Origin of the sequence: Shewanella frigidimarina NCIMB 400, assembly GCF_000014705.1 — a bacterium.
GTDB lineage: Bacteria > Pseudomonadota > Gammaproteobacteria > Enterobacterales > Shewanellaceae > Shewanella > Shewanella frigidimarina.
Genome location: NC_008345.1, coordinates 1,163,562 through 1,189,598 on the forward strand (window position 1 = coordinate 1,163,562; position 26,037 = coordinate 1,189,598).

The 26,037-nt window shown below is 39.7% G+C and carries 20 protein-coding genes and 1 pseudogene; 14 read left to right on the forward strand and 7 right to left on the reverse strand.

Annotated elements, in window-relative coordinates; genetic code table 11:
• The first annotated feature begins 380 nt into the window (after positions 1-380).
• From pnp to deoD, 10 genes are all read left to right on the forward strand, one after another.
• Positions 381-2,477 (forward strand): polyribonucleotide nucleotidyltransferase, encoded by a 2,097-nt coding sequence (gene pnp, locus SFRI_RS05125; protein ID WP_011636469.1) that lies wholly within the window; start codon positions 381-383, stop codon positions 2,475-2,477.
• A 146-nt stretch (positions 2,478-2,623) separates the two neighbouring features.
• On the forward strand, positions 2,624-3,535 hold the full coding sequence (gene nlpI, locus SFRI_RS05130; protein ID WP_011636470.1) for a lipoprotein NlpI: 912 nt from the start codon (positions 2,624-2,626) through the stop codon (positions 3,533-3,535).
• A gap of 76 nt (positions 3,536-3,611) precedes the next feature.
• The gene (prfC, locus tag SFRI_RS05135) at positions 3,612-5,192 is read left to right on the forward strand and encodes a peptide chain release factor 3 (protein ID WP_011636471.1); all 1,581 of its coding nucleotides are present in this window, start codon (positions 3,612-3,614) and stop codon (positions 5,190-5,192) included.
• Positions 5,193-5,466: 274 nt separating this feature from the next.
• On the forward strand, positions 5,467-6,228 hold the full coding sequence (locus tag SFRI_RS05145; RefSeq protein ID WP_011636473.1) for a TatD family hydrolase: 762 nt from the start codon (positions 5,467-5,469) through the stop codon (positions 6,226-6,228).
• A 177-nt stretch (positions 6,229-6,405) separates the two neighbouring features.
• Entirely contained in the window at positions 6,406-7,668 is a 1,263-nt protein-coding gene (locus SFRI_RS05150; protein WP_011636474.1) for a NupC/NupG family nucleoside CNT transporter, read from the forward strand.
• A 362-nt stretch (positions 7,669-8,030) separates the two neighbouring features.
• Positions 8,031-8,870: a nucleoside-specific channel-forming Tsx family protein gene (locus tag SFRI_RS05155; protein ID WP_011636475.1), complete on the forward strand. Its 840-nt coding sequence runs from the start codon at positions 8,031-8,033 to the stop codon at positions 8,868-8,870.
• Between the two features lie 379 nt (positions 8,871-9,249).
• Positions 9,250-10,023 (forward strand): deoxyribose-phosphate aldolase, encoded by a 774-nt coding sequence (gene deoC / locus SFRI_RS05160; RefSeq protein ID WP_011636476.1) that lies wholly within the window; start codon positions 9,250-9,252, stop codon positions 10,021-10,023.
• 127 nt (positions 10,024-10,150) lie between these two features.
• Positions 10,151-11,482 carry a thymidine phosphorylase gene (deoA, locus tag SFRI_RS05165; RefSeq protein ID WP_011636477.1) on the forward strand — a complete coding sequence of 444 codons (1,332 nt, stop codon included), beginning with the start codon at positions 10,151-10,153 and terminating at the stop codon, positions 11,480-11,482.
• A gap of 12 nt (positions 11,483-11,494) precedes the next feature.
• Positions 11,495-12,712 carry a phosphopentomutase gene (locus SFRI_RS05170; RefSeq protein WP_011636478.1) on the forward strand — a complete coding sequence of 406 codons (1,218 nt, stop codon included), beginning with the start codon at positions 11,495-11,497 and terminating at the stop codon, positions 12,710-12,712.
• A 101-nt stretch (positions 12,713-12,813) separates the two neighbouring features.
• Entirely contained in the window at positions 12,814-13,524 is a 711-nt protein-coding gene (gene deoD, locus SFRI_RS05175) for a purine-nucleoside phosphorylase (protein ID WP_011636479.1), read from the forward strand.
• Positions 13,525-13,599: 75 nt separating this feature from the next.
• Here deoD and SFRI_RS05180 read toward each other — a convergent pair whose 3' ends face one another.
• On the reverse strand, positions 13,600-14,292 hold the full coding sequence (locus tag SFRI_RS05180; protein WP_011636480.1) for an AhpA/YtjB family protein: 693 nt from the start codon (positions 14,290-14,292) through the stop codon (positions 13,600-13,602).
• 162 nt (positions 14,293-14,454) lie between these two features.
• On the opposite strand from SFRI_RS05180, the gene serB reads away from it, so the two are divergent.
• A complete protein-coding gene (gene serB, locus SFRI_RS05185; RefSeq protein WP_011636481.1) occupies positions 14,455-15,441 on the forward strand; it encodes a phosphoserine phosphatase SerB in 987 nt (328 codons plus the stop codon).
• A 118-nt stretch (positions 15,442-15,559) separates the two neighbouring features.
• On the forward strand, positions 15,560-16,468 hold the full coding sequence (locus SFRI_RS05190; protein WP_011636482.1) for an alpha/beta fold hydrolase: 909 nt from the start codon (positions 15,560-15,562) through the stop codon (positions 16,466-16,468).
• Between the two features lie 149 nt (positions 16,469-16,617).
• Here SFRI_RS05190 and SFRI_RS05195 read toward each other — a convergent pair whose 3' ends face one another.
• Complete coding sequence (locus SFRI_RS05195) at positions 16,618-19,002, reverse strand: PilZ domain-containing protein (protein ID WP_011636483.1); 2,385 nt, start codon at positions 19,000-19,002, stop codon at positions 16,618-16,620.
• Positions 19,003-19,433: 431 nt separating this feature from the next.
• On the opposite strand from SFRI_RS05195, the gene radA reads away from it, so the two are divergent.
• A complete protein-coding gene (radA, locus tag SFRI_RS05205) occupies positions 19,434-20,813 on the forward strand; it encodes a DNA repair protein RadA (RefSeq protein WP_011636484.1) in 1,380 nt (459 codons plus the stop codon).
• A gap of 89 nt (positions 20,814-20,902) precedes the next feature.
• Here radA and SFRI_RS05210 read toward each other — a convergent pair whose 3' ends face one another.
• The 4 genes from SFRI_RS05210 to ubiU all read right to left on the reverse strand — a co-directional run bounded on the left by SFRI_RS05210 (position 20,903) and on the right by ubiU (position 25,099).
• Positions 20,903-21,268 (reverse strand): PilZ domain-containing protein, encoded by a 366-nt coding sequence (locus SFRI_RS05210; protein WP_011636485.1) that lies wholly within the window; start codon positions 21,266-21,268, stop codon positions 20,903-20,905.
• 157 nt (positions 21,269-21,425) lie between these two features.
• A complete protein-coding gene (locus SFRI_RS05215; RefSeq protein ID WP_425271582.1) occupies positions 21,426-22,703 on the reverse strand; it encodes a YjiH family protein in 1,278 nt (425 codons plus the stop codon).
• A gap of 443 nt (positions 22,704-23,146) precedes the next feature.
• Positions 23,147-24,088, reverse strand: a complete 942-nt coding sequence (locus tag SFRI_RS05220; protein WP_011636487.1) for a U32 family peptidase — start codon at positions 24,086-24,088, stop codon at positions 23,147-23,149.
• A gap of 9 nt (positions 24,089-24,097) precedes the next feature.
• Positions 24,098-25,099, reverse strand: coding sequence for a ubiquinone anaerobic biosynthesis protein UbiU (gene ubiU / locus SFRI_RS05225; protein ID WP_011636488.1), 1,002 nt, complete (start codon positions 25,097-25,099; stop codon positions 24,098-24,100).
• A gap of 140 nt (positions 25,100-25,239) precedes the next feature.
• On the opposite strand from ubiU, the gene ubiT reads away from it, so the two are divergent.
• Positions 25,240-25,737 carry a ubiquinone anaerobic biosynthesis accessory factor UbiT gene (ubiT, locus tag SFRI_RS05230; RefSeq protein WP_011636489.1) on the forward strand — a complete coding sequence of 166 codons (498 nt, stop codon included), beginning with the start codon at positions 25,240-25,242 and terminating at the stop codon, positions 25,735-25,737.
• A gap of 103 nt (positions 25,738-25,840) precedes the next feature.
• Here the strand turns inward: ubiT and SFRI_RS21205 are convergent.
• Positions 25,841-26,005, reverse strand: a pseudogene (locus tag SFRI_RS21205) (4Fe-4S dicluster domain-containing protein); the annotation flags it as partial.
• Between the last annotated feature and the right edge of the window lie 32 nt (positions 26,006-26,037).

The following is a 26,037-nucleotide window of genomic DNA, read 5'->3' on the forward strand; positions in this document are numbered from 1 at the left end:
TATAAGTGACTAATTTTACGTTAACTTTCGCAATTTGATTGCTAAAATTACTCATGATTTATAGGCGATATAAAATCAATCTTAACGTGGTTAGGTAATTAGTTAACCCTACAAAAATTGACACTATTAGCTACAACTTTAGTCAAATTCATCTGTCTTGTCATCAATAATCAAATCAAATAGTAAACCTCAGGTCACTTAATCGAAAAAATTTATGTTCAAAAACGTCTAAATCATTTGTTAATACGATGATCTCACGTAGGAAAATGATTATTTTAAAGATTTTCACATTCTGTAACTCGCGTCTATTTAACTATTCAGCTGAATTGAAGTATACTTGTGCGCGTAATTAAAGGTCATTAAATTAAGGAATGGGTCACGTGAATCCAATTGTAAAGAGTTTTGAGTATGGTCAACATACAGTCACCTTAGAAACAGGTGTTATTGCACGTCAAGCTGATGCTGCAGTTTTAGCAAGCATGGGCGATACCACAGTATTAGTTACTGTAGTTGGTAAAAAAGTAGCGGATTTAAGCCGTGACTTCTTCCCGCTAACTGTTAACTATCAAGAAAAAACCTATGCTGCAGGTAAAATACCTGGTGGTTTCTTCAAGCGTGAAGGTCGTCCATCAGAAGATGAAACTCTGATTGCGCGTCTTATTGACCGTCCTATTCGTCCTTTATTCCCTAACGGTTTTAAAAACGAAGTTCAAGTTATCATCACTGTGGTTTCTGTTGATCCACAAATCGAGCCAGATATTGTTTCGATGATTGGTACCTCAGCAGCGTTAGCTATTTCTGGTATTCCTTTCAGTGGCCCACTAGGTGCGGCGCGTGTTGGTTATATCAACGATGAATATGTACTTAACCCAACGGTTGATCAGCTTGCAACAAGTTCACTAAACTTAGTTGTTGCTGGTACTAAGGCTGCTGTACTTATGGTTGAATCTGAAGCTAAAGCGCTTGCAGAAGAAATCATGTTAGGTGCTGTAACTTACGGCCATGATCAACAACAAGTTGTTGTTGATGCTATTGCTGAGTTCAAAGCAGAAGCTGGCAAACCAACATGGGATTGGACTGCACCAGTTCAAGATCAGGCATTAGTAGCTAAAATCAAAGAGCTTGCAGAAGCTGGCATGACAGAAGCTTACCAAATTGAAGTTAAGCAAGACCGTTATGTACAAGTCGGTATTGTTAAAGCTGCCGCGAAAGCTGCATTAGTTGCAGAGAATCCAGATGTTGATACTCGTGAAGTAGACAACTTACTTGGTAGTTTAGAGAAAAGCGTTGTACGTGGCCGTATTATCAGTGGTAAGCCACGTATCGATGGTCGTGAACCAGATATGATCCGCGCGTTAAGTGTTTTAGCGGGTGTACTTCCACGTACTCACGGTAGTTCATTATTTACTCGAGGTGAAACTCAAGCATTAGTTACCTGTACATTAGGTACTGAACGTGATGCTCAGAAAATTGATAGCATCATGGGCGAACGTACTAATCGCTTTATGCTTCATTATAACTTCCCTCCGTATTCTGTTGGTGAAACAGGTATGGTTGGTTCACCTAAGCGTCGTGAAATTGGTCATGGTAAGTTAGCATGGCGCGGTATGAATGCCGTTATGCCTTCTGCTGAAGAATTCCCATACAGCATTCGTGTTGTATCTGAGATTACTGAATCTAACGGTTCAAGCTCTATGGCTTCAGTATGTGGTACTTCATTAGCATTAATGGATGCCGGTGTACCGATTAAAACTTCAGTTGCTGGTATTGCAATGGGTCTAGTTAAAGAAGGCGACGATTTCGTTGTACTTTCTGACATCTTAGGTGATGAAGATCACTTAGGCGATATGGACTTTAAAGTAGCTGGTACTCGTGATGGTATTACTGCTCTGCAGATGGATATCAAGATTGAAGGTATCACTAAAGAGATCATGGATATTGCACTGCAACAGGCTTATGGTGCACGTGTTCATATCCTAAACGTGATGGACCAAGCTATTGGCACACATCGTGGCGATATCTCTGCTCATGCTCCACGTATCACTACCATCAAGATTAACCCTGAGAAGATCCGTGATGTTATTGGTAAAGGCGGTGCGGTAATTCGTGCGCTAACCGAAGAAACGGGTACTACGATTGAGCTTGATGACAATGGTACTGTGAAGATTGCCTCTTCAAACGGTGAAGCAACTAAAGAAGCTATCCGTCGTATTGAAGAAATTACTGCTGAAGTTGAAGTGGGTCGTATCTACAACGGTAAGGTTATTCGTATCGTTGATTTCGGCGCATTCGTTAACATTCTTCCTGGTAAAGACGGTTTAGTACACATTTCACAAATCAGTGATGAACGTGTTGCTAACGTGTCAGATCATTTAGAAATGAACCAAGAAGTAGCTGTTAAAGTTATGGAAGTGGATCGTCAAGGTCGTGTAAGACTATCAATTAAAGAAGCTCAAGCGAAAGAAACTGCTGAGTAATGTAATTTAAAGGCTTAACGACAAAAAAGGAGATCATTTGATCTCCTTTTTTTTATCTACAAAAAATAATCTGTAATGTGCATGGCTCTTAGATTGCCAGATTGCTATGATATTGAATATTAATAGAACCTGATAAGGTAAAGCGGATGGAATGTAAACTACGCACCACAATCGTTGCCGTTGTTGTCGGTGCAAGTATGTTGTTGTCAGGGTGTGCTGCAACGTTGGGTTCAAAGGATAATATTGCAGGGCAGATGATTGTCGCGCCTGTCATGCCTGATTATAAATTGGAAGTGACACTCGCAAAGCTAAATGAAATTTTGGCTACTATGGAGTTAACTGACGAACAACGTGCACGTTTTCATTACGATCGTGGGGTCATTTATGACAGTGTCGGATTGCGTTTACTTGGCCGAATCGATTTTCATCAAGCATTAAAATTACAACCCGATCTAGCCGATGCGTATAACTTTCTTGGTATTTATTACACTCAAGAAGGTGAGTTCGACAGTGCTTATGAAGCATTTGATGGTGTCCTTGAATTGTCACCAAACTATGACTATGCCTTTTTAAATCGTGGTATTGCATTATATTATGGCGAACGTTACGAATTAGCCGTTAATGATATGAAAGCTTTCTATGATCGTGATCCTAGTGACGGTTATCGAGCTTTGTGGCTGTATTTGATGTCTTCATCTATTGATAGCAAGCTGGCCTTGGCTGATCTTGGGATACAGCGTCAGCAGTTAAAGGATCAAGATTGGGCCAGTGTGTTAGTCGATTTTTATTTAGGTAAGATCAATCAAGAACAAGTATTTGCAGCTGCGAAAGAAGGTTTATCTCAGCCCAAAGAATATGCAGAACGTTTATGTGAAGCGTATTTTTACTTAGCGAAACATTCTGCTGAAAATGGTCAATATCAGCAAGCCGCTAATTTTTATCGTTTAACATTAGCCACCAATATCTATGATTTTGTTGAGCATCGTTATGCGAGAATTGAATTGGCTAGAATGAAAAATATGATTCAACAGTCTAGCGAATTGTCATCGAAGAGCTAAAAAACACTTTGCCTAGCCAATTCTATCGATAGGCGCTATAATTTGCGCCTTTTTTAGCGGCTAGTGCAAGGTTAACATGTCAGGCAATAAAGTTGAGGTCGACAAGCGTCGTACCTTCGCCATCATTTCGCACCCCGATGCGGGTAAAACCACCATCACCGAAAAAGTACTTTTATTCGGAAACGCCTTACAAAAGGCTGGCACGGTAAAAGGCAAAAAGTCTGGTCAACATGCTAAATCTGATTGGATGGAAATGGAAAAAGATCGTGGTATTTCGATTACCACTTCTGTGATGCAATTTCCTTACGGTGGCGCGCTCATCAATTTACTTGATACGCCTGGTCACGAAGACTTTTCAGAAGACACTTACCGTACACTAACCGCAGTAGATTCTTGTTTAATGGTTATTGACTCCGCGAAAGGTGTTGAAGATCGTACCATTAAGCTTATGGAAGTGACGCGTTTACGTGACACACCTATTGTGACATTCATGAACAAATGTGATCGTGATATTCGCGACCCCATTGAATTGATGGATGAAGTAGAAGACATCTTAAAAATAGCTTGTGCACCTATAACTTGGCCAATAGGTTCGGGTAAGGAATTCAAAGGTGTGTATCACATCTTGCGTGATGAAATCATTTTATACCAGAGCGGTATGGGCCATACCATCCAAGAAGAACGCATTATTAAAGGATTACATAATCCTGAATTAGATAAAGTGCTTGGATCGTACGCCAATGAAATACGCGATGAAATGGAACTTGTTGCCGGCGCTTCAAATGAATTCAATCAAGAAGCTTTTCTAAAAGGCGAGCTTACGCCAGTATATTTTGGTACAGCCTTGGGTAACTTCGGTGTGGATCATATTTTGGATGGCATCGTTGAGTGGGCTCCAAAGCCGCTTCCTCGTGAAAGTGATGTCCGAAATGTCACGCCGGATGAAGAAAAGTTCTCTGGCTTTATTTTTAAAATTCAAGCCAATATGGATCCAAAACATCGAGACCGTGTTGCCTTTATGCGTGTTTGCTCAGGTCGATATGAGCAAGGTATGAAAATGCACCATGTGCGTATCGGTAAAGATGTTAATGTCAGCGATGCTTTGACCTTTATGGCTGGAGATCGAAGCCGTGCTGAAGCGGCCTATCCAGGCGATATCATTGGATTACATAATCATGGCACCATGCGAATTGGTGATACATTTACTCAAGGCGAAAAACTACGCTTTACTGGGGTGCCAAACTTTGCACCTGAAATGTTCCGTCGTATTCGTTTAAAAGATCCACTAAAACAAAAGCAGTTACTTAAAGGCTTAGTACAATTATCTGAAGAGGGAGCTGTACAGGTCTTCAGACCAATTGATTCTAACGATTTAATCGTAGGTGCGGTTGGTGTGCTACAGTTTGAAGTGGTTGTTGGACGATTAAAAAGTGAATATAACGTAGAAGCTATTTACGAAGGTATCAGTGTGAGTACCGCACGTTGGGTGTATTGCAAAGATGAGCGTAAATTAGAAGAGTTTCGTCGTAAATGTAGTCAAAATTTAGCCCTCGATGGCGGAAATAACTTGACCTATATTGCTCCAACAATGGTTAATCTAAATTTATCTATGGAACGCTACCCAGATGTTGAGTTTGCCAAAACACGCGAACATTAAATGTTAAGAAGTGTTTTACAGATATGTTAAAAAAGGTGGCTTTGCCGCCTTTTTTATTATTATTTTTAAGAGGGAATTAAGATGATTAAGGCTATTTTTAGACTATTTATTGTGAAACCCTGGCAAAGGTACATTTTATGGTGCGATGAGATGGGATTAACCCTAGAAAATAAACGTAGCTGTGTACCACGATTGAGTGAACCTACAAATGAAGCATCGATATCTGAGCCCGTCATAAAACAGAATGTTATTGGTAATAAAAAAGAGCGACATTATGATTGATACTCATGCCCATCTCGACATGTCAGAGTTCGATAATGATAGAGCACAATTATTCGATGCCATGCATCACCATGGTATTAGCTCTGCTATTTTACCAGGAGTGTCAGTCGATCAATGGCAAAAGCAAATCCTAATAGCGCAGCAGTTTAATTGTTATTTCTCACTCGGTATTCATCCTTGGTATGTGCCGGATGATATTGATGCGGCTATTATTACACTTGAAGCAACGATACAACAATATAGCAAGAATAGGCGTTTGGTTGCTGTTGGGGAGTGTGGGCTGGATAAATTACATCATTGGTCAGATAAACAATTGTTGTTACTTGAGAAACAGTTATCACTTGCTCAAATTTATCAATTGCCCGTCATTTTACATGCCGTTAAAGCTCATCAAGAATTATTGTTATTGTTGGATCGTATTAAGCTATCTAAAGGCGGTGTTGTACATGGATTTTATGGCAACAGTGATATTGCGAAACGTTATATTTCGCTGGGTTTTAAATTAGGCATTGGTGCTTTAATACTCAATCCAAGTGCAAAAAAGCTTCGAGAAACAGTGGTTAATTTACCTTTAGAGCACTTTTTATTGGAAACGGACTCGCCAAGCATGCCACCTTTTGACCATCCTAAATCACGAAACACTCCTCTTATTCTTCCTCGAATTGTGTCCGAAATCGCATTTTTGAAGAAAAAGCCTACTGTTTGTATATTAGAACAGTTGAATAAAAATGCGTTGCAACTGTTTGAGCTTTAATTGTTTTTTAATGAACATAGAGACTTAAATTGTTTTTAATGTCGTAAGGGTTTGAAATTAAACTTTAAAAACTTGATCAAAACGACGCTTTTCGTTTCACGCTCAGTTATAATCATCAACGGAAATTAGGTGAGTTAACAACATTCAAAAAAACTGTTAACAAAAGGGTGATGATTAATGGATATAGTAATGAGTTTAGTAGGGGTGGTCACCTTACTATTGATAGGTTTTGCACTATCAAACAATAGAAAAGCAATTAACGTACGTACTGTCGGTGGTGCTTTATTAATTCAAGCATTCTTCGCTGGTTTTGTTTTATATGTTCCAGTCGGTAAAGATATACTGAAAGGTGTTTCTGATGCGGTATCAAGTGTTATTAGTTATGCACAAGCAGGTACCAGCTTCTTATTTGGTGATTTAGCTAACTTTAAAGTTGGTTTTATTTTTGCCATTAACGTATTACCTGTCATTATTTTCTTCTCTTCTCTAATTGCAGTGCTTTACTATTTAGGCATTATGCAGTGGATCATCCGTATTATCGGTGGTGGACTACAAAAAGCATTAGGCACTAGTCGTACAGAATCTATGTCAGCTACAGCGAATATTTTCGTTGGACAAACAGAAGCACCATTAGTTGTGCGTCCGTTTATTGCGACAATGACTCAGTCTGAGTTATTCGCAATCATGGTTGGTGGCTTAGCATCAATCGCTGGTTCTGTATTAGCTGGTTACGCTCAAATGGGTGTTCCAATTCAATACTTAGTAGCAGCGTCATTCATGGCAGCACCAGGTGGTCTATTAATGGCTAAACTGATGCACCCTGAAACAGAAGCTTCTATCAACGAAATGGAAGATTTACCAGATGACCCAGATAAGCCAGCAAACGTGTTAGATGCTGCTGCTTCAGGTGCTGCATCAGGTATGCATCTTGCATTGAACGTTGGTGCTATGTTGATCGCATTCGTTGGTTTAATTGCAATGATCAACGGTATCATCGGTGGCGTAACAGGTTGGTTTGGTTTAGAAGGTATTACTCTAGAACTTATCCTTGGTTATATCTTTATGCCTCTTGCTTTCTTAATCGGTGTACCTTGGAACGAAGCACTTGTTGCTGGTTCTTTCATCGGTCAAAAGATTGTTGTTAACGAATTTGTTGCTTACTTAAACTTCGCTCCGTATCTACTTGATGCATCTGCTGAAGGCTTCAAAGTAGTAGCTGAAACAGGCGCAATGATGTCTGACCGTACTAAAGCAATTATCTCTTTTGCTTTGTGTGGATTCGCTAACTTATCTTCTATTGCAATCTTACTTGGTGGTTTAGGTGCTATGGCTCCTGCACGTCGCCATGACCTTGCAAAATTAGGTATCCGTGCTGTTATCGCTGGTTCATTAGCTAACTTAATGAGCGCGACATTAGCCGGTTTATTCTTAGCTATCTAAGTTAAGAGTAACTCCAGGGGGAATACCTCCTACAGCTGGGTCTTTACGTTAATAATAATTAGAGACCCAGTTTTGTAATAAAGTTGTTATTGATTTTTGTGTTAATCCACCGTTTCCCAATACGAAGTTATGCTGTTTTATTGATTGCAAAAGAGGATGCATTAAATTCTCTAGTCAAGATTGAAATGTCAAATTGTTAATGATGTGTGGACAAAAAGTCGCGACATTGTTCACAAAAAAGAATTTTGTATTCGTTTTTTATCGATTAAATATTGAGATTTATATCAGTAACGGTAAAATACGAATGATTAAAAAGAAGTGCTATCCAAGAAGATAGTTAAATAATATACATGGGGTTGATGATGAAAAATGTAAAAATGTTAGCTTTAGCGGGTGCAACAGTCGCTGCTATTTCTGGTAATGCTTTCGCTGCAGATCGTACCGATCTTCACGCTACTGATTACAAATGGTTGCAGTTTAATGCTATGTACTCTATTGGCGAAAAGCCAGATAACCCAGCTTCTGGTGATCAACATAACTACTTAGAAATGGAGTTTGGTGGTCGTTCTGGTGTTGTTGATCTTTATGGTTATGTTGATGTGTTCAACTTAGCAAATGAATCTACTGACAATGGTGACAAAAATCCTGGTTCAGGCACTAGTAAATTGTTCATGAAATTTGCTCCACGTTTCTCTATCGATGCGATTACTGGTAAAGATTTATCTTTTGGTCCAATCCAAGAAGTATATTTCTCAACCTTGTTCAACTGGGATGGTCTTAACGGCGAAGGCGTTAACTCTACATTCTGGGGTGTTGGTGCTGATGTAAACGTACCTTGGTTAGGCAAAACTGGTATGAACCTTTATGGTTACTACGACATGAACGCTAAAGAGTGGAACGGATATCAGTTCTCAGCTAACTGGTTCAAGCCTTTCTACTTCTTCGACAACAAGAGCTTCTTATCATTCCAAGGTTATATCGATTACCAATTTGGTGCTGATGAAGACGACAACATGTTCGTTCCTAAGACTTCAAGCGGTGGTAACATCTTCTTTGGTCTATACTGGCACTCAGATCGTTACGCGCTTGGTTATGGCTTAAAAGGCTTCAAAGACGTATACCTACTTGAAGATGAAGGCGGTTTGGTTGGCCTAGAATCTACTGGTTGGTCACATTACCTATCTGCAACTTACAAGTTCTAAGATTGGTATAGTGAATCTGTTGGAGCCGCATTTGCGGCTCCATATTTTATAATAAAAGTAATATCGAACTTTCATTTAAAATCATTGTCTAACAAGAGTGTTTTTATATAAAAGTTTGTACTCTACAAAGTTTTATTTTTACGCGCTAAAAAGGATTTTTCGCGGAACAGTTGAAACAAATATCTTTGTTTTATCTTTTCCGGTCTTCAAGGATTCAAGTCGTGGTACTCGTTATCAGATTGAATACTTAGGTTAGTAAATAGCAGCAAGATTTACTGGCAATACTGAAGGCCCGGCCATAATTATAATCATATGCCAGCTACATAGTGTTGCCTGAAAAAAATTTATCAACTTTGATTTATCGTTTCGGAGAGCAATTATGACTGATTTAAAAAAAGCGGCACAACGTGGTATTGAGTTAATGGATTTAACCACTTTAAATGATGATGATACTGATCAAAAGGTCATCGATTTGTGCCATAAAGCCAAGTCTCCAGCAGGTAATACTGCCGCAATTTGTATTTACCCTCGTTTTATTCCTATTGCACGTAAAACATTAAATGAACTTGATTGTGAAGACATTAAAATTGCAACAGTGACGAATTTTCCACACGGTAATGATGATATTGCCATCGCAGTATTAGAAACTCGTGCAGCAGTTGCTTATGGTGCAGATGAAGTCGATGTTGTGTTTCCATACCGTGCATTAATGGATGGTAACGAAACTGTCGGTTTTGAAATGGTTAAAGCGTGTAAGGAAGAGTGCGGCGATGATGCGATTTTAAAAGTTATCATCGAATCTGGTGTGCTAAAGGATCCTGCTTTGATCCGCAAAGCATCAGAGTTAGCTATTGATGCAGGTGCTGATTTTATTAAAACATCAACGGGTAAAGTACCGGTAAACGCTACGCTTGAAGCGGCTGAAATTATGTTAACTGTCATCAGCGAGAAAAATCGCAATGTAGGCTTTAAGCCTGCCGGCGGTGTTCGTGATGCCGCTCAAACAGCTGAATTTTTAGACTTGGCTGCGCGCATTTTAGGTGATGATTGGGTTACCCCACAAACTTTCCGTTTTGGTGCTTCTAGCTTGTTAAACAGCTTGTTGCATACATTAGAATTAGTAGATGCTCCTAAGCCTACTTCAGGTTACTAATCGCATAGATAGTCCAAAATCTCAGTATGGCCTTGGTTCATTGTCGTACTGAGGCGCTATCACTTGATAGCATCCTATTATTAAAGGCGACCCTAAAGGTGATGGGTTGCCTAAAGGGAGACGTAACATGTTTTTAGCTCAAGAAATTATTCGTAAAAAACGTAATGGCGATGTATTAAGCACTGCAGAAATTCAATTCTTTGTTGATGGCATTACTCATAACACGGTTTCAGAAGGCCAAATTGCTGCGTTCGGCATGGCAGTGTATTTCAAAGATATGAATATGGATGAACGGATTGCATTAACGATTGCGATGCGTGATTCCGGAACCGTATTAAATTGGGATTCTCTGGGCCTCAATGGCCCGATTATCGATAAGCATAGCACTGGTGGTGTTGGCGATGTAATCAGCCTAATGCTTGGCCCTATGGCTGCAGCTTGTGGCGGTTATGTGCCAATGATTTCAGGTCGTGGCTTAGGTCACACCGGTGGTACGTTAGATAAATTTGATGCCATTCCTGGTTATCAAACTGAGCCTTCAAGTGAATTATTCCGCAAAGTGGTTAAAGACGCTGGTGTTGCCATTATTGGTCAAACCGGTGACTTAGTCCCTGCTGATAAGCGTTTCTATTCGATTCGTGATAATACCGCCACCGTTGAATCTATTTCGTTAATCACCGCATCTATTTTATCTAAAAAGTTAGCCGCGGGGCTTGATGCTCTAGCAATGGATGTCAAAGTCGGCAGCGGTGCATTTATGCCAACTTATGAAGCATCTGAAGAATTAGCTCGCAGTATTACTGCTGTTGCTAATGGCGCAGGAACTAAAACAACGGCATTGTTAACTGACATGAACCAAGTATTGGCTTCGTGTGCAGGTAATGCGGTTGAGGTTCGTGAGGCGATAAACTTTTTGACTGGTCAATATCGTAATCCACGTTTATATGCTGTCACCATGGGATTATGTGCAGAAATGCTAATTTTGGGTGGTATTGCACAGAATGAAGCTGAAGCTCGTCATAAACTAAATACTGTATTAGATAATGGTAAAGCAGCAGAGGCTTTTGCTAAAATGGTATCTGGCTTAGGTGGCCCAACAGACTTTGTTGAGGCATATGATAAGTATTTACCTCATGCGAAAATTGTACGACCTGTATATGCCAACACATCTGGCTTTGCTTACAAAATGGATACACGAGAACTTGGTTTAGCCGTAGTGACCTTAGGTGGTGGACGTCGCAAACCAGGTGATGCACTGGATTACAGTGTTGGATTAACTCAAGTATGCGCATTGGGTCAGGAAGTTAACAAAGACGTTCCGTTAGCGATGATCCATGCTCAATCTGAAGATGCTTTCGCCGAAGCTGCCGCTGCTATTCAGCAAGCCATTATTATTGGTGATAGCGCGCCTGAGAAAACGCCTGAAATATATCGTTATATTCGCGCTTCAGATTTATAAAGGAAACAAATAATGAAACGTACTTTTATCTTAATGCTCGACTCTTTTGGTGTTGGTGCTGCTACCGACGCCGATAAGTTTGGTGACGTTGGCTCAGATACTTTTGGTCACATCGCGCAAGCCTGTGCTGACGGCAAAGCGGATATCGGCCGTCAAGGTCCATTGAAATTACCTAATCTTGCTCGCTTTGGTTTAGGCCATGCTGGTTTTGAAAGTACGGGTAAATTTGCTGCTGGATTTGCAGATAATGTCGAAGTCATCGGTGCTTATGGTCATGCTGACGAATTAAGCTCAGGCAAAGACACTCCTAGTGGTCACTGGGAAATGGCGGGTGTTCCTGTCCTTTATGAGTGGGGTTATTTTAGTGACTTAACCAATTCATTTCCTAAAGAACTCACAGATAAAATCCTTGAACGCGCTGGTTTAGATGGGTTTTTAGGTAACTGCCATGCTTCAGGTACTCAAATTCTTGAAGAGTTAGGCGAAGAGCACATGAAAACAGGCAAGCCTATTTTCTATACCTCTGCTGACTCTGTATTCCAAATAGCATGTCATGAAGAAAGTTTTGGTGTAGAAAATTTATATAACTTGTGCAAAATTGCGCGTGAAGAGTTAGAGCCTTATAACATTGGTCGTGTAATTGCTCGACCATTTGTTGGTACTGGCCCTGCTGATTTCGCTCGTACTGGTAATCGTCATGACTATGCGGTATTACCACCAGCACCTACAGTATTAGATAAGCTTAAAGATGCTGGCGGTGAAGTGGTTAGTATCGGTAAAATTTCTGATATATATGCTCACAGTGGTATTACTCAACAATTTAAAGCGACAGGTCTCGAAGAGTTATTTGACGAAACCTTAGCGCAAATTAAACGTGCTGGTGATAACACGATTGTGTTTACTAATTTCGTTGATTTTGACTCTCATTATGGACATCGTCGTGACACCGCCGGCTATGCTAAAGCACTTGAGTACTTTGATTCTCGTTTACCGGAATTATTAGCGATTTTACAACCTGAAGATTTAGTCATTTTCACTGCTGATCATGGTTGTGATCCTACTTGGGTTGGCACTGAACATACTCGTGAACGTGTGCCGGTACTCGCCTATGGTGCAGGTTTATCTGCAGGCTCACTAGGCCGTCGTAAGTCTTTTGCTGATATTGGTCAGTCTATTGCGAGTTATTTTAAGTTAGAACCGATGAATTATGGTGAATCTTTTATTAATTAGTCACATTTTCAAACGACGGTTCTATATAAAGTTTAATGGCTTTGCTAAACTGTAAACATGACTAAGCAATACAAATAAAATAGAAACATAGGGGTTATAACATGGCTACACCACATATTAATGCAGTTGAAGGTGCTTTTGCTGAAACGGTACTTTTCCCAGGCGATCCATTACGTGCAAAATACATTGCTGAGACATTTTTAGAAAATGTTGAGCAAGTGACTGATGTACGTAACATGCTAGGTTTTACCGGTACATATAAAGGTAAGCGTATTTCTGTTATGGGTTCAGGTATGGGTATCCCATCTTGTTCAATCTATGCACACGAACTTATCAAAGACTACGGTGTTAAGAATTTAATCCGTGTTGGTACTTGTGGCGCAATCAGCACTGACGTAAAAGTACGTGATGTGATTATCGGTATGGGTGCATGTACTGACTCTAGAGTTAACCGTTTACGTTTTAAAGATAACGATTTTGCTGCAATCGCAGACTACAGCTTACTAAGTGCTGTTGTTGATTCGGCTAAAGCACACGGCACTAAAATCCGTGTTGGTAACGTTTTCTCTGCCGACTTATTTTATACTCCAGATCCTCAAATGTTTGATGTTATGGAAAAAATGGGTATTTTAGGCGTCGAGATGGAAGCTGCTGGTTTATACGGTGTAGCACATGAATTAGGCGCTAAAGCGTTATGTGTTGTAACTGTATCAGACCACATTCGTACCGGTGAGAAGACTACCTCTGATGAGCGTCAAACAACATTCAGCGACATGATTATCATGACTTTAGATGCAGCGTTAACACTGTAATTTAAACGTTAGTCATAAAATGGGCACTCATTGAGTGCCCATTTTTTATGTTTGTGATTTATGTCAGCAATCTGTCTAGGCTGGAGGGTCTTGTTGTATCTCTTCTGACTCGTCTGCTTGCGTTTCGTTTGAAGCGAGCAAGGCCGATTTTTTAGGTTTTTTACGTAATTTAGCTTGGGCTTTTCGGCGGTCAAAATCTGCACGTTTAAATGAAAGTGCCCGTGATAATAGTAAACCAATAAAGCCAGCTACAATTAACATCATCTGCTGTAATTGCATGTTCTGTTCGTGCAAGATTTTTATTTCATCGAAAAAAATATCAAGATTTAAACGTACTTCAACGTAACCTAAATTATTGTCGTCTTGAATAACATTTTCAATCAAAGGTGGATACGGTTTTAATAAACCTTTTAATATTTCAGAGTCAGCTTCTAAGTTTTCATAAGAAACACTTTGAGCAAATGCTAACCTTACACCCTGCGAATTATAGATATTCACCGACATCACTTTAGGATCCGCAGCAAGTGCTGATGCTAACCATTGCAGTTGCTCATCATTTTGTAAAAACATTGCCGGAGCTGCACCATTAGCGGCTTGTTGTGCTAATAGTCTTGCCATCACTTTTGTTTGTGAATTTAGTAATTTTTGACCATTACGTAAACTTGATTGCCACAAGTACATTAGACCGATGATCAGGGTTATTGCGACAATGATTTGCACAATCCGGCTGATTTTTTGCCTTTTCTTAAGACCTTTAACAAAAATCACTTTAATCCTCAGTGTTTTTTCTATTTAATTGGAAGCTGTTTTGGGGAGTTCTTTTATCGAGCAACCATTCTGTGCTAACCCAATTACAGAGAATTATCAAAAAGCTATACTAATCGAAAAATTTGTCAGTAGATAGTCGTAACATACTAAGAGGCCGTATTGATGCTTGAACAACGTGATAATGTTTTACTAAATTTTTTATTTTCAGATACTTGTGAGACATATCAACATTTAGGCTGTGTGTTATATCGTTATCAAGAGTCAGATTACTTACTTAACTTACAATCTCATCTACCGTATCGTTGTCGAGTTATTTTTAGTGCGCAATGCTCTGCAGAGATAGAAGCCTGGTTATCTTCCATATCTATCGATACTCATATCGCAAAGCTTGACAGGCAAAACGATTTATTAGGTTTTGAACTGTCGGCTCAAACCGCTAATGATGTATTAATGGCGTCATTCCCAACAAATATAGCTGCTGAAATAGTGCTTATTCAACAACCATTAGCTCGCCTCAATCAACCGGGGTTATTGGTGATGGATATGGATTCTACTGCTATTCAAATTGAATGTATTGACGAACTCGCTGCTATGGCTGGTGTGGGTGAGGAAGTTGCCGCAGTTACGGCAAGTGCTATGCGTGGCGAATTAGATTTTGAACAGTCTTTAAGACAACGAGTTAGTAAGCTTACCGGTGCTGATGCCGCTATTATTCAGCAGTTGTGCGACAACTTGCCGTTAATGTCTGGTCTTGAAGTAATGTTAGCCGAGTTAAAAACACATCAATGGAAACTGGTTGTCGCTTCTGGTGGGTTTACGCCATTTGTCGGTCATTTAAAAACATTGCTTAATCTTGATGCGGCATTTGCCAATGAGTTAGTTATTGTTGATGGCAAGCTGAGTGGTGAAGTAACAGGTGAAGTGGTCGATGCTCAATATAAGGCTAACGTGATTAGTCTGTGTGCGGAACAGTGGGCTATTCCATCTGGTCAGCGAGTTGCCATTGGTGACGGCGCCAATGATATTCCGATGATCCAAGCCGCCGATTTAGGATTAGCATTTCATGCTAAGCCTAAATTAGTTGCTGCTGCAGATGCATCAATCCAAAATGTTGATTTACGTGCATTAGTCTTTTGTCTACAACTGTAATTAGTTAGTGTTTACATTTATGAACAAGACTAAATATAGAATTATTACTCTATTCTAGTTGTATTTCACGGTAGTAATGTTAGTTTTATATTTATAATCACTAACATAACTGCCTATTTTGACTATAGATATCCTCCAAAACTCACTGTTTATACCATACAGAGATGGCCAATTGCATCTGCGGCATATTCGCCCTACGTCGCCTATAGCACTCGGTATTCCTATTTTGATGTTGCATGGTGCTATGTCCAATGGAAGAGTGTTTTATAGCAGCTCTGGTCGTGGTTTAGGCTGTTTTTTAGCTAACGCTGGTTTTGATGTTTATGTGATGGATACTGCAGGACGAGGCTTAAGTGAGCCTAAAATACATCGTGACTTCACTTTGGGCCAAGGAGAAGTCATTCGTGAGCAATTGCCATTAGTGCAGCAGTTTATTCTACAGCGTCATCCATTGGTTAATAAAGTACATTGGTGTGCCCATTCATGGGGCGGGGTGTTAATGGCCAGCAGTTTGGCTCGTTATAGCCATCTACAGTCTAGTGTGGCATCGTTATTAACCTTTGGTTCCAAACGTACTATCAAAGTGAAGTCATTTAAAAAATGGCTTATGGTCGATTTTTTCTGGAATCGTTTTGCGCCTTTTTATATTGGCAGACAAGGCTACTTTGATGCCAGTCGACTGCGCGTTGGTATGGATAATGAAAGCAGTGCATCATTATTACAAACGATTGATTGGGTGCGAGGTGATTGGGTAGATCATGATGATAATTTTCATTATGCAGAAGCCGCAACCAAAGCGGTATGGCCACCAGCATGGTTTATCGCAGGTAAAAATGATCATGTATTAGGCAATCCGTCAGATGTACGCGATATGATTGATGAATGTGGTTTTAGCCAAGTTAAGTATACTTTGCTCGCCAAAGAAAAGGGCAATTTATTGGATTACAATCATGCCGGTATGTTGACAGCTCGACAAGCCGAGCAAGATCACTTTGTACAAATTAAACAATGGTATTTATCAATGTGAGCCAAGTTAGCTGTAGAGAAATAGTACGTGGTTATTAACCTATTCTTTGGCTAGTCAATCTTTGGTTAGTAAAAATGCAGTTTTGAAATAAATTCAGATCATCGATTTATGCTATTTTTAATTATGATTAGCGGTTACTGAAAGATTACTTAGGCTAGTGTCATTAAGCTTGGAAAACGGATTTCAACTTCAGTAGTAATATCTAATAGCTCACCTGAACCGATAACTCTCCACAATTGCTCTTCTAATTGCTTTGCACGGTGATTAGCATGTATGTGGATATATTCTAGCTCGCGTCGAATATAGCTCATATCGGGCTTGTCAGTTGCTCCTATATACACCCTTAACGCCATGAAGCGACCCACTTTTTTACTTTGAGTAATAAATTGAATTTGTTGTTCTCTATTACCCAGTTCAGATTTAAGTTTACATTGGATCTGTACTGCACCTCTAGGGTGACGGGTGAGTTGCATAAACACTTCAAAAAAGGCCATACCATGAGTCGGTTTCATTAACTTGATAGGATCTATGATGTGTTGTTTTAATACATTGTTGTCCAATAGTGGTTTTAAATTGTATTGCAGTACTTTATCGCTGTCTTGAGCAAATAAATGGCTTATTTCATCTGTGGTTGTGCCAATACCTATGTAAGCCATTTGAGCCGCTTTTACTGTTTTTTCAATAAAATATGGCACTCCTGGTAATTGGCGCATTACAAGGTTTTTCATGCCATCAGCCAGTTCTTTTTTCTGGCCTTCATTATCTGATAACTGCTCGAGTTTTTGTTTATTGTGAGCAATCAATTTACTTAAAAACTCTACACCTTCATGCGGGGAGTGACCTATGATGGCGCTCAAATGTAAAGTCACACCATTCATCCTGCTGCGAATTAACTGATAAGGTAAATTTGATAAATTAGTTTTACCCGCAGCGGCTTGCAGGCGTGGAAATGATAATGTGACTGCTCCAGGTTCGTTGAAGTTAGCCGATTTCTCTAACGTCAGTTGTAAACCTCGACTCGAAATATCATGGGTAATACCAGTGGCCTGTTTGTCACCTTGTTGAATTGTGATTAAGGTTTTAAAAATGAATCGAGCCTCATGGCGCCGCTCACTAAATGGCATTGATACTTTTTTGATGCTGTGTTGTTTTATTTTTGCTTGGGAGAATATCTTTAAGCCATTCACATCAGATTGATCAAACCAGCATTGATAGTCTTTACGAGCTTCCTCGTTGGTTAAATCAATAAGTTGTAAAGTATGACTAAATTGAGCTAATTGTTGCTCAGTGAGGGCAGCATAACGTGCATCATCCCCCGGTAAAGTGGACGTTTTGTAGTTTTTGCTATGATCAATAGGTTGCATTACAATTTTAAATACGCGCCAACTTGTTTTGGTAGACGCAAAACCCAAAAAAAGATGAATATTTTTGGTCGCTTTTAGCTCCGCTAAAGTTGCAGAATAAAAATGTAATTTACCGTTAGAGTTATGAATAAAACTGAATAAATAACAATGCTCACTATTATCAATGTTTTTGAGCATTTGGGTTAAACGTCTGGTATTAATAAAACTCGGTAACTGACTAATTTCATTTTCATCTTGAAAATAATGTTGGATTGGTTTGTTACCTCTACCCAATAATTCGTAGTTTATGAGTGGTTTACCTTCAATGATGGAAACGAACAGAGGTAAATGTGTTAACAGAGGTAAGTAATGTCGCTCATAACCTAACCCGGTAGCGGTAACAATGACGTCGTTGACATCTACTTTATAACGAAACTTATAGCCGCGGATAAGCTGTGATAACAAGCTGTCTAATGCTTCTCCGCCACCCAGTCTTTTCAATCTAAAAACAGCACTATCATCTTTGTTTTGAATATCCACTATTTGATATTCAACACCATGTTTTAGATCATCGAGATAAAATTCATCACTGAGTTCGAGTAGTTTTACCAGTAAAGGTTTGTCTTGGTCTAAATGATGCTTTAACGGCAGCTTAATGCGAGCTCCGCCGACAGATAAATCTAGCGTTGCACCACTGACTTCGGTTATTCCTTGCTGAGAAACCATAATTCGAATGCTATAATTCATTCGTTCTTCACAGCGATTAAAATAACTGCCAAGCACAACACCAGGCACCAAAAAGGGATTTTCTTCGTCAATGACCTCAACTGAAACATTCTCTCTGAGTTTAAGACGTCGAAGTTTATGCGCTTTTATAACGTGCTCGTACACACCTAAGGTATATTTGTTACGGTATAATGGTAGCGCTTGTAGCAAGGCTTCTTTAGCGGGCTCGTCTAGGAAATATCTTTGATTGGCGACGACAACTTCTTCACATGGCAGTTCTGTTTTATCTCGTAAATCGATAATTCGCGTGCACAAAGATGAGATGCGATTTAGCTCCATTTTCAATAGAAAACGGGTTGAATTCGATTCATCAACTGTTAACTGTTCAAATACGTCCTGAAAATCAGGTTCCATGATCAACGGTTTCAGTTGTTCTATTAATGCCCTGTGGTTATCTAAACTCATTATTTTATCGTTTTAAATGCTTATTGTGAGTCTGGCTGATAATTTTATCGGCAAGAAAGCGCTGATCTTTATAGTAATATACATTTCAATGTTGTTCGATAGGAATGCACAAATGATATCGTTGTTAATACCCTCGAAACGAAGATTAACATAGCGTATTAATAGCAATACTGTATTGATGTAACGTTTGCTTATTACTTTTTTACAGTTTGTTTACATGAGTGTGGACAATATTTTAATCGTTGGCAAGACTCTGACTAAAGATCGTTGTTATTATTATACTTATGAGTTGCCTAAATCGTCATTTTTGATTCGACCGATGTTAGGTTTAGGTGATAAAGAAAATGTGTTAACAATGATGGTTTATTGATCCTTAAGCCGAATAACATCAAGCATTAAAGTACTAATTGATTTACAACATAGGAACTAACATGGCAAAAGCTCCAAAAATGGCATTTGTTTGTGACGATTGTGGCCTTGATTATCCGCGTTGGCAGGGACAGTGTCGTTGTGGTGCGTGGAATTCTTTGGTAGAAATGAAATTGTCAGCCTCAAAGAGTTCAACTTCACGATCATCTGTATTGGGATACGCTGGTGCAGTGGGTGGTGGCTCTAAAAAACTCAGTGAAGTTGAGTCAGAAGATGCCGAGAAAAGGCTCACTGAAATTGGTGAGTTAGATAGGGTACTAAGTGGCGGTTTGACGACAGGATCGGTGAATATTATTTCTGGCGACCCAGGTGCTGGTAAAACAACATTACTATCCGATTTGGTCGCTCGGATGTCACAATCTATGGCTTCACTGTACTGTACTGCCGAAGAGTCATTATCTCAGTTCAAAAACCGTGTTAATCGTTTAAAGCTTAATTACAACGAAGATAACTTATTTTTGCTGTCTGAAACCAGTGTAGAAGCCATTATTGAAGAATTAGAAGCCAAGCAAATCAAGTTTGCTGTCATCGACTCTATTCAAGCGGTTGTCACCGATGCAGCCAATGGCAGTCCGGGGTCGCCTTCACAAGTTAAAACAGCGGCTCAAGCGTTTACTCAATATTGTAAGAAAAATAATGTCACCATGTTCATTATTGCTCATGTGAATAAAAACAATGAAATAGCAGGCCCGCAAACCTTGGTTCATATCGTAGATTCATTGCTGCATATCGACACCAACGATGGACAGATTCGTACCTTACGCGCTAATAAAAACCGTTTTGGTGATGTTGATACCGTGGGGATATTCCGCATGAGTGAACGCGGTATGATCAGTGTTGATAACCCTAGTGAAATATTTTTGTCGGGCTCAACCACTGAATCGCCAGGCTCAACCATCACTTGTATTCGTAAAGGTAACCGTAATTTACTGTTGGAAATACAATGTTTAACCACCGAGACTGAATCTGAGTTTCCACAACGTGTGTGTGTGGGATTAAACATGAATCGGATTAAAATGCTAACCGGTATTTTACGTAAACATACTAAAACCAAAATTTTTCATGATACGTTTTTTAATATAGTGGGTGGTTTAAAAATTGATGAGTCGGAAACCTGCATCGATCTAGCGCTAGTTACGGCATTACTGAGCAGTTTAAATGACTTTGTCGTGCCTAGAACCACTTGTATTATGGGGGAGTTGAGTTTGAATGGCGATGTGCGCCCAATTGATAGTGGTGTGCCGAGAGTCAAAGAAGCTGCGCAGCATGGTTTTACAGAGATTTTTATCCCATTCCGTAATTATCACAAAACCATGGAAGGGCTAGGGGCAAAAATTATCCCAGTGAAAACTATCCATGAGCTGCTTGAACTAATTAATTAAACCTCGGGTGATAAAAAGCAAAATTTGAACATAAAAAAGGTAAGTCATTGACTTACCTTTTTTGCATCTTAACTTGTTAGGTCGGCTGTTTAAGGCGCTGAAGTGATTAAAGAGGTCAACTCACGATTTAATAGCTCTGGATCACCCATATTCAATTCAATAATTCGGCGAAGATGGGTAATGCTGTCAACATCAATGTGAGTACACTTTAAGCCAAGGTGTTCTGGGGTTTTATGGACAATTGCCGCTTCCATTTTCAGCTCAACGTCAGAGTCGGGTAACACAAACTCTAAGGTTAAAATGCTATTGAGCTGACCTGTATACCCAGATGGCAATTCTACTAGTGCACCATTAAGACTTAAATCTAAAATTTTAGTGCGCCAAGTTTGTTCTGTTTGCGCAAGATGAGCACTGGCTGCAAAAAAAATACGAGAAAACTTACGTCTGTCATCCATGGTTTGCCCTTAGTAATCAATATCGCAATGACACAAAGTCAGTGTTTATTGTTTAAGCATACTCGATTTATCTCGATTACGCTGAGAATATTTAGTCTAAAAAAAGGAGCGCATTGCGCTCCTTAGTGATATTGAGTTGTTTATCTTCTGACTTCAACTAAATGAGTAAATGACCCATTAATGCAATTATAGGCAGTGTCACTAAGGTTCGTAGAATGAAGATAACGAATAGCTCAAAAAAGTTAACCGGGATTTTACTACCAATTAAAAGAGCACCTACTTCACTCATATAAATAAGCTGAGTAACTGATAATGCCGCAATAACAAAGCGGGTCAAATCAGATTCTATAGAGCTGGCCAAAATCGATGGAATAAACATATCGGCAAATCCCACCACAATCGTTTTCGAGGCTTCGGTAGCTTCTGGAATATGCAGCAGTTCTAATAGCGGAATAAATGGCATACCTAAGTAATTAAAAATAGGCGTATGTTCAGCCAACACTAATGCGACGGTACCAATAGCCATAACAACAGGGATCACCCCGAATATCATATCGACAACGTTTTTAATTCCTTCAGTTAGCACATGCTTAATGCCACCAGCAGAAGATGCCCGTTGCATTGCTTGTTCAAATCCCCACGAAAATACGCCATGACTGGCTGGGATTGTTTCGTCATCTTCATGGCGAGGAGTATCATCGATATACAGATCTTTCTTCCATGATAATGGCGGTAGTTTAGGTACTATGATTGCGGCAATAAACCCTGCTAAACACACAGTCAGATAAAATGGCACAAATAAGTGCTCAAGTTTGACTTGTGATATCACCACTAAGCTAAAGGTTATTGACACGGCAGAAAAGGTTGTGCCAATAACAGCAGCTTCACGTGCAGTATAGAAACGAGTTTCGTATTGTTTGGTGGTCATTAAAATGCCCACACTACCATCACCTAACCAAGATGCCATACAGTCAATAGCACTGCGACCAGGTAAATTGAATATTGGACGCATAACTTTGGTTAATAACGTGCCAAAAAATTCTAATAAACCAAAATTGAGCAATAACGGTAATAACATGCCAGCAAAAATAAATACTGAAAATAGTACTGGTACTAAATCATTCAGAACCAAGCCACCGGTTGCAGATGAAATAATCGCTTCGGGTCCCACTTGCCAATAAACCATGACGATAAAGATTGCGCCTAGAATTCGCACCGCTAACCAAAATAAATTTACTTTCAGCAGTGTGCGTAAAAAAATACTTTTACGAACGAATTTAGGATTAATGAGTTGAGTGAGTAATGAGGCCAATGCCATTAGTACCACTATGCAGGTCATAATAAGCTGAATCGAACTGCCCATTTGGCTTTGCAATGCTTTTGAGATGATTGCAATCGGAATGGTAATCGAACCTTCGACATTGATAGGCGTCATAAACAGTAGCAAGCCAATCAGTGACGGAATAATAAAGGTGAGAATTGTTTTAATGCTATGTTTTTTATGTGTCACGTTAAATACACCTTACTTATGTGTTCTAAGTTGGCCAGCTGTGCTACCCAACTGTTTATTATGGACCGAAATTGAATGTCCATTCAGTTGTTATTTTTGGGTAGGCAAGGTTACCCCCTTATTTGCAGTATGTAAAATGATAACTTAACCGAATAGATATTAGTTAAATGTGAGTAGATATTTACTTTAAGAAAGTGTCGGAGTATATCGTTAAAATCTAATTTAATCAGTTGGTTAATATTTTGTTGCGGAAGTGTGCTCTCTTTGGCTTTGGCACTTTTTTATGGTTTGTATGCCATTAATAAACATGGATATGATTACGGTTCATGACCAATTTTATTAATGGCTATCAAATAGCGTTTGTAACGTTATCCCGCTGGAGTATTTGGCTCAAGGGAATAGTCCATGCCCGGTAACCCTAACCAATAGCCATTGCAATGATGATTGATAATCGATGCCTGTTTATTGTCGTTAAACTGTTTTGTGATTAGCGCCTTACTATTAAATGGATCCTCTGTTATTTGCGCTAATACATGAGCAAGTTCTGAACCCATGGCTACATCGGTTAATTTATTGGGTGATATACGCCAATAATCAATTCCCATGTCTATCATTTGTGGAATTTGGTTAATCAGGTTTACCTGCGCCGCAGATTGAGTTTGAATGCCATTTAAGCGGAGTAAGGGTTGTGACTCTTGAGTTTGAGCCAGTAAGCCTTTGCTATGGCGTTGGCAAATAGTTTGACACTTATCTTTTGGCAATTGGTAATGTTTTGCGGTAAAACAGCGTGCAGAATGTGCTAAAGGCAAATAGCCGTGACCGAGCACCTCTATTTCAAAAGCGGGTTTATCACCCTGGTTGATGACGGTGTTTAACCACTGCTGTGATAATTCACAAGGCATGACAAAACGATACATCCCTTTTTGGTGCAATAAATTAAGGCTGGTCCGATTATAATTATTGATTGTTGGCCCACACACAAAGGGGACTTTCGCTTGGTGCGCATAATGTACCGCAGCCATGTCATTAGCTTCAATACTGAAATCACCATTATCAATAGCTCGTTTCAGTTCATTAAGTTCAGATTGCGCCTCTATCAAAGCCATGGTTGATAACACCACGTGTTTGCCATGAGACTTAAGCATATTGGCGAGATCTAGATAGTTGTTAAACTTCAGTTCGCGGCGGCGGCTGCATACGGTTTCACCTAAATAAACGGTATCGATGTTACTCAATGCTACTTGCTGATAAAAGTGTTCAACGTCAGATTTTGACCAGCAGTAACTAATTGGAGCGAGAGATATTTTCATTGTAAAACCTTATTGCCATTGACGCTCATAAGCGCCCAATGTAGTTATTTGTCCTTCGGATACTTTTGCTAACGCTTGCGACCATTGCGGTTGCTCGCAAAAAGACTCGGGGCTGGCTAAATAAGTGTCGATAGCGCTACGCCAAACGTGGGTGACTTGGCTGACGTAAGCAGGGCTTCGCTGACGTCCTTCTATTTTAAGTGATTTAATTCCCGCTTGGGCGAGCTCGGGTAACAAGCTTAAGGTGTTTAAACTGGTAGGTGACTCCAATAAATACTTTGCATCATGATCGTATTCGGCAACATAACGGCCTTTACAGACCACCGGATAACCCAGTTGTTGGTTAGCTTCAGCTTTATCAATTAATACATTATTGAGTCGGGTCAATTTATCGCTGCCAGAATCTTGCCAACGCACATGGTTAGCCGGTGAGCACGAACCGCCTGTATTAGGGGATTGTCCTGTTACATATGATGATAAATGGCAACGTCCTTCAGCCATGATACATAAACTACCAAAAGCAAATACTTCAAGCTCAACAGGGCTCACTTTAGCTAAGTCTCGAACCTGTTTAATGGACAATACTCGTGGCAATACTGCTCGTTCGATATTAAAAGCTTGTTGATAAAATGATAGAGCCCCTAAGTTTGTGGCGCTGGCTTGTACTGATAAATGCAACGGAAGGTGCGGATAATGCTGGTGGGCATAATCGAGTAATGATAAATCAGCTACGATGAGGGCATCCATTTCTAATTGTGCGGCTAAATCAACGGCCTGATACCAGCGGTGTTCTTCACCGGGTTTGGGAAAAGTGTTTAAGGTTAAAAATACCTTTCGCCCTTGGCTTTGGGCCAGTTTTGTCGCTTGTGCTAGTTGTACTGCAGAAAAGTTTAGTCCTGCAAACGAGCGCGCATTAGTGTCATCTTTTAGTCCGAGGTAAACCGCATCAGCGCCAGCGTTAAGAGCGGCTTTGAGTGACGCTAAGTTACCTGCAGGGCATAAGAGTTCCATGTTGGTGTTCTCATTTTTTTCAAAGAACAGGAGTGTAAATGTGATTGAGTTAACATGATTTGATTTAAAACAGGTTTCGTTAGATAAATTGCCAGTAAACTCACTTGATTATTGGTTCTATTTGCAAGTAGGTACTCTCGATGGCACAAGCATTTACACAACAATTATCGGCGCACTTGTTACATTTTGCGCCTCAAGTAAGCCGTCGCTCGCTAAACTTGATGCCGGAAGCGTTAAAAATAATCGTCATCAATAAACTGCTTAATTTAGTGTTAGCGGAACAATTGAAGGCAGATGAACTCCATTTTCTCAAACAAAAGTGGGTAGGCATTTGTGTTGATGATATTGGTTTGCGTTTTGAGGTGGGTGTCGAACAACAACTACGAGTGCGTGCTTTTACTCAGCCTGATGTGACATTAAGTGCCAATGTGCCTGAGCTAATTTTGGTTGCAGCAGGTAAAGAAGATCCCGACACGCTGTTTTTTCAGCGTAAATTACGTATAGAAGGGGATACAGAGTTGGGGTTAGAGGTTAAAAATTTATTGTTGTCTATAGAGTTAGATAGCTTACCCAAACCCGCTCGGATCGGCATTGAGCAACTGGCAAAAGTATTACAAACATTAACAGCCAGTGAATAATTATGGTGTTATTTGACTCTAAAAATCGGCGCATTAAGCGCCGTTTTTGCAGATGCTAGATGTTAGGTACTAAATATAAGCTCTTAGTTGCTCAATCCTGAGGTTACACATTGCCAGTGAGTGCAGAGTATTTTAGTAATAGCGCATCATGTGACTCGACATGTTTAGGGTCGGGGTCGATACAATCGATAGGGCAAACAGACGCGCAAGTCGGCTTGTCGTAATGACCAACACATTCGGTGCACAATGCAGGCTCGACTTTATATACCACTTAATCCATGGCGTTAGGGTTGAAAATAT

What these genes read in the sequence shown, in the direction of transcription:
- SFRI_RS05220 (WP_011636487.1), bottom strand. Translation starts at nt 24,088, where the DNA reads ATGAAAATATCTCTCGCTCCAATTAGTTACTGCTGGTCAAAATCTGAC.
- nlpI (WP_011636470.1), top strand. Translation starts at nt 2,624, where the DNA reads ATGGAATGTAAACTACGCACCACAATCGTTGCCGTTGTTGTCGGTGCA.
- deoC (WP_011636476.1), top strand. Translation starts at nt 9,250, where the DNA reads ATGACTGATTTAAAAAAAGCGGCACAACGTGGTATTGAGTTAATGGAT.
- radA (WP_011636484.1), top strand. Translation starts at nt 19,434, where the DNA reads ATGGCAAAAGCTCCAAAAATGGCATTTGTTTGTGACGATTGTGGCCTT.
- serB (WP_011636481.1), top strand. Translation starts at nt 14,455, where the DNA reads ATGCTTGAACAACGTGATAATGTTTTACTAAATTTTTTATTTTCAGAT.
- SFRI_RS05210 (WP_011636485.1), bottom strand. Translation starts at nt 21,268, where the DNA reads ATGGATGACAGACGTAAGTTTTCTCGTATTTTTTTTGCAGCCAGTGCT.
- SFRI_RS05155 (WP_011636475.1), top strand. Translation starts at nt 8,031, where the DNA reads ATGAAAAATGTAAAAATGTTAGCTTTAGCGGGTGCAACAGTCGCTGCT.
- SFRI_RS05195 (WP_011636483.1), bottom strand. Translation starts at nt 19,002, where the DNA reads ATGAGTTTAGATAACCACAGGGCATTAATAGAACAACTGAAACCGTTG.
- SFRI_RS05170 (WP_011636478.1), top strand. Translation starts at nt 11,495, where the DNA reads ATGAAACGTACTTTTATCTTAATGCTCGACTCTTTTGGTGTTGGTGCT.
- ubiT (WP_011636489.1), top strand. Translation starts at nt 25,240, where the DNA reads ATGGCACAAGCATTTACACAACAATTATCGGCGCACTTGTTACATTTT.
- SFRI_RS05145 (WP_011636473.1), top strand. Translation starts at nt 5,467, where the DNA reads ATGATTGATACTCATGCCCATCTCGACATGTCAGAGTTCGATAATGAT.
- deoA (WP_011636477.1), top strand. Translation starts at nt 10,151, where the DNA reads ATGTTTTTAGCTCAAGAAATTATTCGTAAAAAACGTAATGGCGATGTA.
- SFRI_RS05215 (WP_425271582.1), bottom strand. Translation starts at nt 22,703, where the DNA reads ATGACGCCTATCAATGTCGAAGGTTCGATTACCATTCCGATTGCAATC.
- prfC (WP_011636471.1), top strand. Translation starts at nt 3,612, where the DNA reads ATGTCAGGCAATAAAGTTGAGGTCGACAAGCGTCGTACCTTCGCCATC.
- ubiU (WP_011636488.1), bottom strand. Translation starts at nt 25,099, where the DNA reads ATGGAACTCTTATGCCCTGCAGGTAACTTAGCGTCACTCAAAGCCGCT.
- deoD (WP_011636479.1), top strand. Translation starts at nt 12,814, where the DNA reads ATGGCTACACCACATATTAATGCAGTTGAAGGTGCTTTTGCTGAAACG.
- SFRI_RS05150 (WP_011636474.1), top strand. Translation starts at nt 6,406, where the DNA reads ATGGATATAGTAATGAGTTTAGTAGGGGTGGTCACCTTACTATTGATA.